Origin of the sequence: Kribbella sp. NPDC051586, assembly GCF_044453965.1 — a bacterium.
In the GTDB taxonomy this organism is placed as follows: domain Bacteria; phylum Actinomycetota; class Actinomycetes; order Propionibacteriales; family Kribbellaceae; genus Kribbella.
Map to the genome: position 1 here is coordinate 1,189,766 of NZ_JBITDF010000004.1, position 13,329 is coordinate 1,203,094.

The 13,329-nt window shown below is 67.6% G+C and carries 16 protein-coding genes; 6 read left to right on the forward strand and 10 right to left on the reverse strand.

Annotation, left to right across the window (positions count from 1 at the left end; genetic code table 11):
• Positions 1–86: 86 nt before the first annotated feature.
• The 6 genes from ACIA58_RS32555 to ACIA58_RS32580 form a co-directional block, all read right to left on the reverse strand.
• Positions 87–1,313, reverse strand: a complete 1,227-nt coding sequence (locus ACIA58_RS32555; protein WP_396407638.1) for a choice-of-anchor P family protein — start codon at positions 1,311–1,313, stop codon at positions 87–89.
• A 303-nt stretch (positions 1,314–1,616) separates the two neighbouring features.
• A complete protein-coding gene (locus ACIA58_RS32560) occupies positions 1,617–1,913 on the reverse strand; it encodes a DUF1416 domain-containing protein (protein WP_396407639.1) in 297 nt (98 codons plus the stop codon).
• Between the two features lie 3 nt (positions 1,914–1,916).
• Positions 1,917–2,765 carry a sulfurtransferase gene (locus tag ACIA58_RS32565; RefSeq protein ID WP_396407640.1) on the reverse strand — a complete coding sequence of 283 codons (849 nt, stop codon included), beginning with the start codon at positions 2,763–2,765 and terminating at the stop codon, positions 1,917–1,919.
• 12 nt (positions 2,766–2,777) lie between these two features.
• Complete coding sequence (locus tag ACIA58_RS32570; protein WP_396407641.1) at positions 2,778–3,224, reverse strand: DUF4395 domain-containing protein; 447 nt, start codon at positions 3,222–3,224, stop codon at positions 2,778–2,780.
• Positions 3,225–3,497: 273 nt separating this feature from the next.
• A complete protein-coding gene (locus tag ACIA58_RS32575) occupies positions 3,498–4,421 on the reverse strand; it encodes an RDD family protein (protein WP_396407642.1) in 924 nt (307 codons plus the stop codon).
• Positions 4,422–4,482: 61 nt separating this feature from the next.
• Positions 4,483–4,914: a TlpA family protein disulfide reductase gene (locus tag ACIA58_RS32580; RefSeq protein WP_396407643.1), complete on the reverse strand. Its 432-nt coding sequence runs from the start codon at positions 4,912–4,914 to the stop codon at positions 4,483–4,485.
• Positions 4,915–5,062: 148 nt separating this feature from the next.
• On the opposite strand from ACIA58_RS32580, the gene arfB reads away from it, so the two are divergent.
• From arfB to ACIA58_RS32600, 4 genes are read left to right on the forward strand one after another with little or no spacing between them, the layout of a single operon-like run.
• The gene (gene arfB / locus ACIA58_RS32585; protein ID WP_396407644.1) at positions 5,063–5,488 is read left to right on the forward strand and encodes an alternative ribosome rescue aminoacyl-tRNA hydrolase ArfB; all 426 of its coding nucleotides are present in this window, start codon (positions 5,063–5,065) and stop codon (positions 5,486–5,488) included.
• Positions 5,489–5,519: 31 nt separating this feature from the next.
• On the forward strand, positions 5,520–6,179 hold the full coding sequence (locus ACIA58_RS32590; protein WP_396407645.1) for a hypothetical protein: 660 nt from the start codon (positions 5,520–5,522) through the stop codon (positions 6,177–6,179).
• On the forward strand, positions 6,176–6,736 hold the full coding sequence (locus ACIA58_RS32595) for a hypothetical protein (RefSeq protein WP_396407646.1): 561 nt from the start codon (positions 6,176–6,178) through the stop codon (positions 6,734–6,736). Before ACIA58_RS32590 ends, ACIA58_RS32595 begins: the two co-directional genes overlap by 4 nt.
• The gene (locus tag ACIA58_RS32600) at positions 6,733–7,344 is read left to right on the forward strand and encodes a hypothetical protein (protein WP_396407647.1); all 612 of its coding nucleotides are present in this window, start codon (positions 6,733–6,735) and stop codon (positions 7,342–7,344) included. Before ACIA58_RS32595 ends, ACIA58_RS32600 begins: the two co-directional genes overlap by 4 nt.
• Here ACIA58_RS32600 and ACIA58_RS32605 read toward each other — a convergent pair.
• Both ACIA58_RS32605 and ACIA58_RS32610 read right to left on the reverse strand, forming a co-directional pair.
• Entirely contained in the window at positions 7,307–8,671 is a 1,365-nt protein-coding gene (locus ACIA58_RS32605; RefSeq protein WP_396407843.1) for a hypothetical protein, read from the reverse strand. The two genes, ACIA58_RS32600 and ACIA58_RS32605, sit on opposite strands and share 38 nt — an antisense overlap.
• A gap of 135 nt (positions 8,672–8,806) precedes the next feature.
• The gene (locus ACIA58_RS32610; protein WP_396407648.1) at positions 8,807–9,046 is read right to left on the reverse strand and encodes a MoaD/ThiS family protein; all 240 of its coding nucleotides are present in this window, start codon (positions 9,044–9,046) and stop codon (positions 8,807–8,809) included.
• A 161-nt stretch (positions 9,047–9,207) separates the two neighbouring features.
• Here ACIA58_RS32610 and ACIA58_RS32615 point away from each other — a divergent pair, with 161 nt between their 5' ends.
• A complete protein-coding gene (locus ACIA58_RS32615; protein ID WP_396407649.1) occupies positions 9,208–9,921 on the forward strand; it encodes a winged helix-turn-helix domain-containing protein in 714 nt (237 codons plus the stop codon).
• A gap of 7 nt (positions 9,922–9,928) precedes the next feature.
• Here the strand turns inward: ACIA58_RS32615 and ACIA58_RS32620 are convergent, their stop codons facing one another.
• Positions 9,929–10,237 carry a hypothetical protein gene (locus tag ACIA58_RS32620; RefSeq protein WP_396407650.1) on the reverse strand — a complete coding sequence of 103 codons (309 nt, stop codon included), beginning with the start codon at positions 10,235–10,237 and terminating at the stop codon, positions 9,929–9,931.
• Positions 10,238–10,358: 121 nt separating this feature from the next.
• Complete coding sequence (locus ACIA58_RS32625; RefSeq protein ID WP_396407651.1) at positions 10,359–12,173, reverse strand: bifunctional metallophosphatase/5'-nucleotidase; 1,815 nt, start codon at positions 12,171–12,173, stop codon at positions 10,359–10,361.
• Positions 12,174–12,280: 107 nt separating this feature from the next.
• Between ACIA58_RS32625 and mshD the strand changes: the two genes are divergently transcribed.
• Positions 12,281–13,189, forward strand: a complete 909-nt coding sequence (mshD, locus tag ACIA58_RS32630; RefSeq protein ID WP_396407652.1) for a mycothiol synthase — start codon at positions 12,281–12,283, stop codon at positions 13,187–13,189.
• The last annotated feature ends 140 nt before the right edge of the window (positions 13,190–13,329 follow it).

The following is a 13,329-nucleotide window of genomic DNA, read 5'->3' on the forward strand; positions in this document are numbered from 1 at the left end:
AGAACCGGCCCCCGGATCCGTGCGGGATCCGGGGGCCGGTGTGCTTCTGGGTCGGTGAGGTTCGACTCAGATGGCGCCTGCCGACATCAGCTGACGACGCCCGCGGCCGAGTGGCCGACGACAACCTTGGTGTTCAGGCTGTAGACGTCGATCACCAGCGCGTTCACCGCGATGTACCGCTTCTGCCGCAGGACCTGGTTGAAGGTCAGCCGCGCGATACCCGGGATGTTCAGCGTCTTGTTCTCGCCGGTCGGAACCGCGTAGGACTTGCCGCCGACCCGGATCGAGGCGATCGTCGAGGACGAGCTGACGCCGGCCTTGTTGTCCTTGGTCTTCCACGCCGAGGCCGAGGACTCGATCGCGCCGATGGACAGGCTGCCCACCTTCACGCCCGCGACGTGCGAGGTGAAGTTGATGTAGGACTTGTTCGCACCGATGGCGCCGTTCTTGGTGGTGTAGACACCGCCGACGTAGGCGACCCTCGGGATGTTCAGCTCGCCGACCGCGACCCGGACCGTCTTGCCCTCAGTGCCCTGGCAGGTGGTCTGAAGGGACGTCGCGTCGGAGACGACCAGCTTGTCGGCCGTGGCCTTGGTGCCGTACGCGTCGCCGATCACCAGTGCGGTCGCCGGCTTGGAGATCTCCGCGCGGGTCTTCAGCACCGCGACGTCGACGCCCTGCGGGATGTACTGGTTCTTCACCGTGGCGTGCAGCACGACCGCCTGCGCGTACGAGTAGATGCCGGAGCTGGTCTTCACGCCGCCGACACGGTTCAGCACGATGTAACCGAGACCCGGAACCGCGATCTTGGTGTTCCACTTCGGCTTGAGCAGCGACGGCACCGAGATCGCGCCGATCTTCACGCCCGCGAAGGTGGTGTTGCCGGTGTACGACAGCTGGCCCTTCGAGTACTTGGCCGTCGTGGTGGTCCGCACGCCGGTCAGCGTGAGCAGGGTGCCGACGCGGATGTCGGCGGCCGTCGCGGTGCTGGTGACGCCCGTCCCGCTCTTGTTGTCGAAGGCGTGCGTGTCGGTCTTCACCGAGCGTGCGATCGCCTGGTTGTTCACGTTCGCCGTGGCGAGGTCGTTCTTGTCAGCCTTGTGGGCGTCCGTGGTGCAACCGAACTTGCTGATGACCTGCGGACCGCTGTTCGCCAGGCCGGATTCGACGTCGGTGCCGTACGAGTAACCGCTGTATCCGAAAACCGGCGAGGCGGAAGCCGAACCCGAGGTCAGCGCGATCGTAGAAGCCACGCCGACAACCGCCGCAACTCCGACGGCGGCGAGCTTCTTGTATCCGATGCGGGGTCGCATTGACCCCTCCTCCCTGAGTGATGACGTGACCCGAAGTGCGGGTCAGGACACAGACACAACTCAGTCGATTGCGGTAGGTGACGAGCCGACCGCGCTCTGAGACCCAACCGTTACATTGCTGCTCGATCCACGAGATTTGCCCGGCCGACCCGTAACTCGGCTGCGATGCCCCCGAATCCCTGCCGGGTAAGCGATCCCGGGCATGCCGAAGGGCCCGGACGCGCAAGGTCCGGGCCCCTCGGTGCTCACTTCAGGGTGGGCCACCAGCGGGTAGTGGTGGCACCTTCAGTAACGAGCGACTGCTCAGACGGTGACGGCCACTTCCGCGACCTCGCCGTACTGCGCGACGACCTGACGGTCGACCGGGTCGGCCTTCGGGGCCAGCGTGCGCAGCGTCCAACTGCCCGGCGCCGCGAAGAACCGGAAGTGTCCGGTGGCCGACGTCGGTACCTCGGCGGTGAACTCACCTCCTGCGTCCAGCAGCCGCACGTACGCGCCGCCGACCGGCTCCTCGCCGCGCAGCACCTGGCCCTGGATAACGGCTTCCTTGTCGACGTCGACACCCTTGAGGTCGAGGCCGCCCTTCGTTGCTCCGCACATGTGTCAGGCCTTTCCGGGTTCGTCGCCGAGGGCAACGGGTACGCCGACCAGCGAGCCCCACTCGGTCCAGGATCCGTCGTAGTTCTTCACGTTCTCCTGGCCGAGGATCTCGTGCAGCACGAACCAGGTGTGCGCCGAGCGCTCACCGATCCGGCAGTACGCGATCGTGTCCTTGCCGAAGTCCACGCCTGCGTCGGCGTACAGCGTCTTCAGCTCGTCGTCGGAGCGGAACGTGCCGTCGTCGTTGGCCGCCTTGCTCCACGGGATGTTCGCCGCGGTCGGGATGTGACCCGCACGCTGCGCCTGCTCCTGCGGGAGGTGGGCCGGGGCGAGCAGCCGGCCGGCGTACTCGTCGGGGCTGCGGACGTCGACCAGGTTCTTCACACCGATGGCGTCGCCGACCTCGTCGCGGAAGGCGCGGATGTCCAGATTGGGCGCCTTCGCCGCGTACTCGGTCGCGTCGCGCTTGACGACCTCGTCGGTCAGCTCGCGGCTGTCCAGCTCCCAGCGCTTGCGGCCGCCGTCGAGCAGCCGGACGTCGCTGTGGCCGTACAGCTTGAAGTACCAGTACGCGTAGGAGGCGAACCAGTTGTTGTTGCCGCCGTACAGCACGACCGTGTCGTCGTTCTTGACGCCACGCTCGGACAGCAGCGCGCTGAACTGCTCCTGGTTGACGAAGTCACGACGGACCGCGTCCTGCAGGTCGTCCTTCCAGTCCAGCTTGATCGCACCGGCGATGTGGCCGGCGTCGTACGCCGAGACGTCTTCGTCGACCTCGATCAGGACGACACCGGCGTCGTTCTTGTGCTCCTCGACCCAGTCGGCCGAGACGAGCGCGGATTCCCTGCTCATGTGTGCTGCCTCTCAGTTGGTAGCGGTGGTTGGCGTACGAATGCGGTGGATCAGCAGATAGGCCTCGCAACCGAGGCAGAGCCCGACGGCCGCGTTCACGAACGCGGCGACCAGGGCGAATCCGGTCGCGACCACGCCCAGCACGGTGACACCGGTCAGGTACCCGATCAGACCGGCGACCGCGAAGACGAGGCCGACCAGCTGGGCGAACCGCGGCGGGGCCGCGTCCTCCAGCTCCTGCGGCGGACCGATCCGGGGCCGGACCAGCCGCTTGAACAACTGCCCGTACGGCGAGGCCTGGACGCCGAACGCGACCGAGATCGCGAACACCACGGCTTGCACCGCCAGCGGCCACGGGTTGTTCAGTACGAGCGTCAACGCCAGGACGACCATGGTCACCCCGGCCGCGAACCGGAGTCCGCGGGGATCGACCTTCTGCGCCGTCTGTGCTTCGGACATGACGACTCCCGGAGGGAGGAGGAATGTCGAGCCGGACCCGCCCGGGTCTGCGGGAAGACGACGTACGCGAAACCGTGCTCAGCGACCGGTTTCGCAGCGCTCGGGACGCCGCCTGGTCAGCGGCGTCGACACAGCGACGAGCGCACTCGGCAGTTGTCCACTGCCCTGCGCTTGGTCAGCCATGTCGTGTAAACCACGGATCGAGCGTACGGAACCCGGCCGGACCTGCCGACCGTTGTCCCGCTATCCGAGACAACTGATCACATGGTGGTATCAGGTACGGACCACGTTGGTCGCTGCCACCTTGTCGTGCAGCGCCTGCTTCTTGTCGTCCCAGAGCGGCCACAGGTAGTTGATCAGCGCGATGAAGCCGGCCAGCGTGCCGACCAGCGGGATGATGCCGAGCACGCTGAGCGCGATCTCGAAGCCGTACCGCTTGGCGACCGCCGCGCCGGGCGGGTTGCCGGGGACGTCCCGGAGCCGGACCGCGATGCCGAGCAGCATCTTGCCCGGGGTAGCGCCCTTCTTGGTCAGGAACAGGTACTCGTAGGCGAACGAGACCACGAAACCGATCAGCACCGCCGGGATCATCCACTTGTAGACCTCGGGCGGCAGCGTGGTCGTGGTCGTCGGAGTGCCTGCCTCCGCCTGGTCCATGACGGTCTTGAAGTAGTCCCAGAGGATCTGCGAGTACTTGTAGTAGAAGTAGCCGGTCAGCGGCAGTCCGACGATGCCGACGATGATCGAGTCGATGATCCGCGCGAACACCCGCCGCCACCAGCCGGAGAGCAGCTGACCGTCCGGAGTGGTGTGCGGGCGCTTGCCGGGGTAGCCGTAGCCCTGCTGCTGTGGGTGACCACCGGGGCCTTGGCCGTACTGCCCGTACTGGCCGTACTGCGGTTGCTGCTGCGGTCCGGCGTACTGCCCGTACTGCGGCTGCTGGGGCTGCTGCTGGGGCTGGGCGGCGTACTGGCCGTACTTCGGCTCCGGACGGGTCGGCTGGCCCGGCTGTGCCCCGCCGCCGTACACCTGCCCGTGCTGGGCGGCCTGACCGTACTGCGGTGCGCTCCCGAACTGTCCCTGGTACGGCGGTGGGCCCTGCTGCGCGCGGCGCTGATCCGTCCAGGTGCTGCCGTCCCAGTACCGCTGCTGGGTCGGGTCCTCGGGGTCGTCGTACCAACCGGCTGGAGAGCTCACCTGGAGAGTCTTGCTTACGCGCAGGTGCAAGCGCCATTCGATGGCACGTACCGGACGGTGGTCAGCTTGCCTGGCGGTCAAGCGCGACCGCGAGTGCGGCGATCACGTCGGGCTTGCGCGGTGCTCCGCTGGCGCGCTTCACGACGGCTCCGGTGCTGTCCAGGACCAGCGTGGTCGGCGTACGGAGGATGTCCAGGCGCCGTACGAGCTCCAGGTGCGACTCCGCGTCCAGCTCGACGTGACGCACCCCGTCGACCATGCCCTCGACCTCGGCCAGCGTCCGCCGGGTCACCCGGCACGGTGCGCAGAACGCCGACGAGAACTGCAGGAGCGTCGCACGCTCTCCCAGCTCCCCGCCCAGCTCCGCGGCCGTCACCCGCTCCACGTCGTCCTCGCTCTTCCCGCGAAAGCGTCCATCAACCCAAGCCTTGAGCACACTGAGCACCACGCCGGCGGCCACAGCCCCGACCAGCACCCACACTCCAAGACTCACAGTTACCCACGGTACGACCCGCCGTCCACGTTTCAACCACCCGTTTCACAGACTGAGAACCGCACGCGGATCAGGTTTGGCGGGTCGGAGGAGGTGAGGTCGCAAAACACACAGGCATCCATCTGCGGATTCTGTCTTAATTGGCCACGTGGAGACTGGGTTGACGGTGCGGACCGGGGTGGTGATTCCTGAGGGCGAGCTGGCGTGGCGGTTCTCGCGGTCGGGTGGACCGGGTGGGCAGTCGGTGAACACCACCGACAGCCGGGTCGAGCTCAGCTTCGACGTGGCGGGCACGTCGGCGCTGAGCGACGTACTGAAGGCGCGCGCGCTCGAGCGGCTGCAGTCGCGGCTGGTCGACGGAGTCGTGACGATCGCCGCCTCGGAGTACAAATCGCAGTGGCGCAACCGGGAGGCCGCCCGGGAGCGGCTCGTGGTGCTGATGCGTGAGGCGATCGCACCGCCGCCCCGGAAGCGGCGCCCCACCAAGCCGAGCAAGGCGTCCGTACGCCGGCGCTTGGACGACAAGAAGCGGCGCGGTCAGACCAAGCGCCTGCGCGGGCGGCCGGACGACTGAGGCGGCCCTCTGGCTGGTTACGCTTGCCCGCGTGCAGGAAACGGGGACCGGGGGGTCGGGGCAGGAGTCGGAGCAGGAGTCGGGGCCGGACGAGCCGGAAGAGCTCCCCGAGTTCCAGGATCTCAAGGTGCGTGGCCGTTCGGTCCGGAACTGGTCGATCAGCGCCGTCGCTGTACTGCTGGCGATCTCCGCGGCTTTCGGCGGGCTGAAGAAGGCCGGCGCGGAGACTCCGCAGGTGGACGCCGGCACCGCCGTCGACGCCGGCCAGTTCGAAGTCACCATCCAGCGCGTCGTCACCGTGAAGGACCTGAAGCCGCTGTTCACTCCGGACGACGGCGGCGCGCTGATCGCGGTCGTGACCAAGCTGAAGGTCACCGACGACACCGGTACGACCCCGCCGTCAGACCTGATCCGGCTGATCGGCGTACCCGGGGTGAAGGACACCGACCCGCCGCTCGGCACCACCAACCTCCGCGACCAGACCATGAGCCCGGTCCTGACGCCCGACGCCGGCGAGGACGTCGCCTACGTCTGGAAGTTGCCCAAGGCCACCGATCTCCCGACCCAGGTCAGCCTGACCGTGCAGGGCTACGAGCACGAAGACGAGTCGATCCTCGACCACCACGAGAAGTGGCTGCCGGACAAGGTCGTCGCGGACAGCACGGTCACGGTGAAGGACACCACCAGATGAGGAGGCTGCTCAACATCGGTCTCACCCTCGCCGTCCTGGTCGCGATCGTCGGCCTCTACCGCCTCACGCCGACGCAGAAGGACATCCAGGACCCAACGCCGGTGAAGGGCATCGTCGGCCGGACGGTGAAGACTCCGCGGTTCGATCTGACCGTGAACGACGTACGGGTCGGCAAGAAGCTCCGCATCCCGCACTCGACGCCGGACCGCGACTCGCTGACCGACTTCGTGGTGATCGACGCGACGGTCACCGCTACTCGCGAACCGATCCACGTCTTCAACGTCAGGATCAGGTCCGCCGACGGCGTCACGTACCTAGGTGCCAACCGCAACGGTCTCGACCAGGTCGACCTGACCGGCACCGAACTCGCGCCGGACATCCCGGTCCGCGGCTCGTTCGTGGTCGAGATGCCGGCCAACAAGGTGCCCGAGGCAACTTTGCAGGTGATGGAGAAGTCGTTCCTCAACGATCTCGAGCCCCAGGTCACCGTCCCGCTCGGCCCGGACACCCCCGCGGTTCAGGACGTCGTAGCGCTGACCGTGGCGAGCGACACATGACCGGTGGGCGTCTGGTCCGTCGTGGCTGGTTCGGCAAGAACGCGGTTGGGCTCGCGACGCTCGTGGTGGCGATCCCGCTGGCCGGTTGGTGGACCACCCGCAGCGACTACAAGTCCTGGTACGACGCTGAGCCTCGCGATCCCGTCGCGGTGTCGGCCGGCGGGACGTCGTACAACGGCGCGATCTGGTACGGCGCCAGCGTTGAGCAGGACCCGCGGCCGGTACGGGCCGGTGCCTCCAGTCAGGACGCGCTGCCGGACGGGACCACGCGGATCCGCGTGTACTTCCGGATCCAGGTGGACAAGGTGTCCGCGCTCGAGGGGCTCGGCGGCTGCCAGTTCCACCTGCGTGCACCGGACGGCCGGACCTGGGACGACACCGTGATCGCGGACGACTACCAGGACCGTCCGACCGGCTGCACCGGTGGGTACGACGACAAGCCGGAGAGTTGGCGCGGACAGTTGGCGCAGTACTACGTGAAGCCGGTGGCCGGGAAGCCGTTCGAGACGGTCGCCGTGTTCGTCGTACCGTCCTCTGTCGCCGGCAGCGTGCAGCCGACGATCACCTTTGCTACGAAGCTCCCTCAGTACCTGGCATTCCGGAGGTAGCCGCACTCAGGTCGGTGACGCCGTGGTCGCCGGCCGGCTGCTCGTGGACCGCACGGGTCCGCGGCGTCAGGTAGCCGGCCAGTCCGCCGATCATGCGGTCGTACGCCGCGGCGAGCAAGCTGACCTGCAGCGCGATCTTCAGACCGTCGGTGACCAGGTTCAGCGGCTCGTCGATGACCTGCCAGAACTGCAGCGTGTGCGGACCGAGCACCCACAGCTTGAGGGCGATCCACACAGCGCTGGCGGCGAACGTGACGACCGCCCAGGCCAGGAAGTACCCGAGCATCGGCCGGAGCCCGGAGCGGACGACCAGCCGGAACGCATTGGCGACCGGGATCCAGCGGTCCTTCCAGTCGGAGACCACCGAGTTCCCGGCGATGCGGACGATCCGCGGCGTCTGCTGCCAGCGGTGTGTGATCCGGTCGAACCGCCAGCGTGGGGCGTCCAACTTCTGCACGACCCGGCCGTAGATGACCGCGGTCATCGTGATCCACATCAGCGGAAGTACGGCGGCGTCCCACAGGTCGCCGATGCCGGCGGCGACGAAGCTGGTGACCGCGTCCCACACCTCGCGAACCTGATTGACGCCGAGGACGTGATCCAGCACCCAGCTGTAGCCGTCGTGCAGCCATTGCCAGACGACGCGCTCCTTGAGCCAGGTCATAGGTGGCGGGATGACCGACGTCGCCTGGTAAACGACCACGAAGATCCACAGGGCTTCGAGGTAGGTGACGAACAGCTTGCGGACCGGCCCCTCGTTCTCCTTCTTCCACTTCTTGAACACGAAGCGGAGCAGGTACGCCGTCAGGCCGAGGCCGATGAACAACCAGGTGGACAGCGACTGCAGGCCCTCCGACGGCTGCGGCACCGCACCGCCGTTCAGAACGGTCGCGGCGGTCTCGTTGACCTTGTGGACGGCGAGTTGGTACTCGTAGTCGAGCGCCTCGTTCTGCAGGAACTTGTACGCCGCGTAGAACGCCAGGAACGGGAGCAGTGCCGCCGCGAGCGCGTCGAGCGGCTTGTGCTCGTTGCCGGGCTCCATGCCGTCCGGAGCAAGCATGCCTTCGGCAACTGCCCGCCGATGGAAGGGCAGCTCACCACGCAGTACCAGGAACATGGTGACGTACATGGCGAGCGACACGACGACGAGGAGAGCCAGTACTGCGATGCCGGCAGCCTCGGCTTTGGCGCCTGCTTGCACAGCGACCCACTGCAGACCTCGGTGCGCCAACTGCGCCACCAGGAAGACCGCGAACAGGCGTGGCCAGGCCTTCCCGAACAGGACCCCCGCCCGCCCCACCGTAGTGAGTAGCGTCCCCGACTCCATCGCCACGCGACGAATCTACCCCGCCGGAAGCTCCCCGGCCGGGTCCTCAGATGGGTCCCGAGATTGGTCCTCAGTCGGGGTGCTCAGACGGGGTGCTCAGTCGGGGTTCTGAGCCGCGCGGTACAGCTGCCTGACTCAGCCGCCGGCGAAAGGTGGGAGCGCGTCGACCAGGGCGCCCTGGCTCAGCGGCGTCCCCGGCTCGGCGCGCTCGCCGTCCAGGAGGAAGGTGCAGATCGACAGCACCCGCGCGAGCTCCGGGCGATCGGTGGAGACGGTGCGGACCAGGTCACGGATCGACCCGGCCTCGGCGGTCGCCGACGACTCGCCCGCCGCTGAACGCGCGGCGGCGAAGTACCTGATGGTGACTTCCGGCATCTGGTCGGCGCCTCACTAATCGGTTAAGTCTTCCGCTATTATGTCAGCTTGCTGTTATGCCCAGTGTGTCTCAGGCCCCCGGCAACGACGCCGTCGGGGCCTGACGTGCACGAGGACCGGATCGCATCCGCCGGATCCGATAATCAGCACAAGGAGACGGCGTGAGCACGTTGCTTCTGCTGACGAACGCGCTGCAGGCCTCCACCGAGGTCCTGCCCTCGCTCGCTTTGCTCCCGCACCAGATCCGGATCCTGCCGCCTGAGGTCGCCGCGCTTGTCGACGCGCCGGACGCGGACGCGGTCCTGCTCGACGCCCGCCGCGACCTGGTCGCCGTCCGGAGCGCCTCCCGGCTGATCCGGACGACCGGCATCGAGGTCCCGCTGATCCTGGTCGTCACCGAGGGCGGCCTGACCGCGGTCAACGCCGACTGGGGCGCGGACGACGTGCTGCTCGACACCGCCGGCCCGGCCGAGATCGAGGCCCGGCTGCGACTCGTCATCGGCCGCCTGGCCGCGACCCGCAATGTCGAGCCCGAGTCCACGCTGATCCGCAGCGGCGACGTCGTGATCGACGAGGCGTCGTACACGGCGAAGCTCAACGGCCGGGCGCTCGACCTGACGTACAAGGAATTCGAGCTGTTCAAGTTCCTCGCCCAGCACCCCGGCCGCGTCTTCACCCGCGAGCAGCTGCTGCAAGAGGTCTGGGGCTACGACTACTTCGGCGGCACCCGGACGGTCGACGTGCACGTACGACGCCTGCGCGCGAAGCTCGGCCCCGAGCACGAGTCGCTCATCGGCACCGTCCGCAACGTCGGCTACCGCTTCGTCGTACCGCCGGCACCCGCGACCCGCGAGCCGGCCGAAGCGAAGTCCTGAGCCCGGCTCAGAAGAAGAACTTCAGCAAGGTCACCGCGAGCGCGGCCGCCGTGAGCAGGGCCGCCATCCAGGACCCGACGCCCTGCCGGAACGCCGCCACGAACGTCCCGATCGTGATCGGGACCAGCATCACCAGCAGGGTGATCCCGGCGGCGTGAACGCCGACGTGCGACTGGGCCGTGAGCACGAGCCCCACCACGAATGCAAACGTCAACCCGAGCCAGCTGGTGGTCTGGACCGGCCCATCACCGCTGCGATGCCCGCGATGCGGCGAGCGACTGGCCCGCCGATGCGAGGTCGGAGCAACGTGCGCCATCGCTCACCTTCCGTAAAAGCCTGAGTACGCAAGGTATCAAAAGCTTTCGCGGAACGAAAAACCGTCGGGGTCCCGGCGTACTTCGGTGCGCCGGGACCCCTCCCGGGTCGAACGGCCGGCTTCAGGAGCCGATCGAGATGCGGTCGGTGGCGACCGGGGTGTACGGGTCGTGGGCGGTCAGGTAGTTGGCGAACGCGTCGATGTCGAGACCGCCGAACACCTTGTTCGTCGCGGTGGTGAAGGCCGGGAAGCCATCACCGCCGTCGGAGAGGAAGTTGTTCGTGACGATGCGGTACGACGTACCGTCCACCAGCGGCTGGCCGCCGATCTTGATCGAGCCGGCGACGATCTTCGAGCCCGCCGCGGCGGCCGGGTTCCAGGTGTAGGTGATGCCCGCGACCTGGAGCACCTTGTACTTCGGCGCGTCCGGACCGTTCACACCGGAGAACTGCTGCTCGAGGAGCGTCTTGATCTGCGCCCCGGTCATGTCCATCGAGACCAGGAAGTTGTTGAACGGCTGCACGGTGAACGCCTGCCCGAAGGTGACCTCACCGTTGTTCGACGCGAGATCCGCGCGGATGCCGCCAGGGTTCATGAACGCGGCGACCGGTGGCTTCCCGCCCGACACCGCGGACGGGTCGGCCAGCTGTGCGTCGGCGATCAGGTTGCCCAGTGGGGATTCGAGCGAGTCGTCGTTCGTCCGCACCACCGACGGGGTGGTGATGTGGCCGATGACCTTGCTCTCGATCGGGGCGACCAGCGTCTTGTACTTCGTGATCAGCTCAGCCGTCTTGCGGTCCTGCACCACGTCCTGGGTGACGATCTGGTTGTTCGCCAGCGTGTTCACCCGGTCGACGTCGCCGGTCGCGTTGTCGATGCTCAGCCGGACGTCGGTGACGAGCCGGCCGAAGGACGACGCGCTGGTGACGAGCCGCGGCTTGCCGGCCTTGTCCGCCAGGGAGCAGTTGTACGCCTGGTGGGTGTGGCCGGAGATGATCGCGTCGATCCGGGGGTCCAGGTTGGCGTTGATGTCCATGATCGGGCCGGAGATGCCCGGGCAGCTGTTGTACGCCTTCGGGTCGGCCGGGAACCCGCCCTCGTGCAGCAGCACGACGATCGACTTCACGCCCTTCTTCTCCAGCACCGGGACCAGCGCGTTCGCGGTCTCGACCTCGTCCTTGAAGGTCAGCCCGTCGACGCCGGACTTGGTCACGATGTTCGGCGTGTTCTCCAGCGTCATGCCGATGAAGCCGACCTTCTGGCCGTCCGCGAAGGTCTTGATCGTGTACGGCGCGAACAAGGTCTTCTGGGTGTTGGTGAAGAAAACGTTCGCCGAGAGGTACTTGAACTTGGCGCCGGTGAACGGGTGCTTCGCGTCCGGGCAGGAGTTCTGGTTGTTCTGCCCGTCGCCGTCCGGCAGGCAGCCGCCGGTCTGCATCCGGAGCAGCTCGTGCCAGCCCTCGTCGAACTCGTGGTTGCCCACCGATGCAACCTCGAGTCCCATCCCGTTCATCGCTTCGATCGTCGGCTCGTCGTGGAACGCGGCCGACAGCAGCGGCGAAGCGCCGATCAGGTCACCGGCGGCGACCGTGACCGAGTCCTGGCCCTTCGCCTTGGCGGCGGCTCGCAGGTCCTTGAGATACGTCGCGAGGTACGCCGCGCCGCCCGCCGGGATGCCGTTGATGTTGCCGCCCGACCCGGTGGCCGGCTCCAGGTTGCCGTGGAAGTCGTTGATCGCGAGCAACTGGATCTGGGTGTGCGTCGGCTTGGGCTTCTTCGCCTGTACGGCGGCCTGCGACTCCTGCCCCGTCGTACCGGCGGCCTGGCTCACGGATCCCCCCGCGGCCAAGGCGAGCACAGCGGCCGTCCCGGCGGCGAGCAGTCCGACCGCGCGCCGTCCCCCCAGCCGCGCTTTGTCTCGTCCTGTCAGGGCCATGTCTACTCCGTTGTCTTGGTTGGTGGGTGCGCTGAAGCTACCTGAGCAGCAAACCCTCTTTCCAGAACCTGAGAATGAACTCAGCTGAACTCTTTTACTGTGTTCCGGTGACCCTCGAAGCCGTTCCCTCACCGTTGCCCTCGGCCACCGCCGCCGCCGTCACCGAACTCGCCCGCGCGGCTGCACACAGCGACCGCGTCAATCCGCTGTCCGAACGCACGCTGCTGCACCTGGACGGCGAGCACCCCGACGACGTGCACGTGCTCGCGTACGAAGGCGATCCCGGCACGATCGAGGTCACCGGCCTGCAGAGCGCCCGCAACCTCGTCGGGTACGGCGCCCTGTCGCCCGACGGCTCTGCCGAACTCTTCGTCGGTCCGGACTTCCGCCGGCAGGGCTTCGGTACGGCGCTCCTCCGCATGCTGCTCGACCACGGCGGGACCCGTACGCGGGTCTGGGCCCACGGACGTCTACCCGGCTCCGACGAGCTGGCCCAGCGACTCGGCCTGGAGGTCACACGGGAGCTCTACTTCCTCCGGCGTACCAGGGCTTCACTCCCGGACCCGGTCTGGCCGGACGGGATCGCAGTACGCACGTTCGTCCCCGGACAGGACGATGCGGCCTGGCTAGCGGTCAATGCGGCGGCCTTTGCCGACCACCCCGAGCAGGGCAGCTGGACCGCCGCGGACCTTGCCGAGCGCTTGCAGCAGCCGTGGTTCTATCCCGATGGCTTCTTCCTGGCCGTCGATTCCGCCACTGATGCAGTCGCGGGCTTCCACTGGACGAAGGTCGAGGACGGCGTCGGCGAGGTCTATGTCGTAGGCGTCTCCCCCAGCCACCAAGGCAGCGGCCTGGGCAAGGCCCTGACCCTCCAAGGCCTGCAGTACCTCCAGACCGACCGCAACCTGGACACGATCGTCCTCTACGTAGACGGCACCAACACGGCAGCCCGAGCCCTCTACACCTCCCTCGGCTTCACCACAGCCGCCCTCGACGTCCAGTACGCCCCCGCCTGAGTCGACGTCTGCACCCTCCTGTGAACGACCTCACACCGAAGTCACCCGCTCACTTCGCGTCATAATCCCCCACCCCACCCGTCCCACCACCAACCAGGAGCCGTCCGAGCCTCTAACCCCCCAGCCGGGCGGCTCCTGGG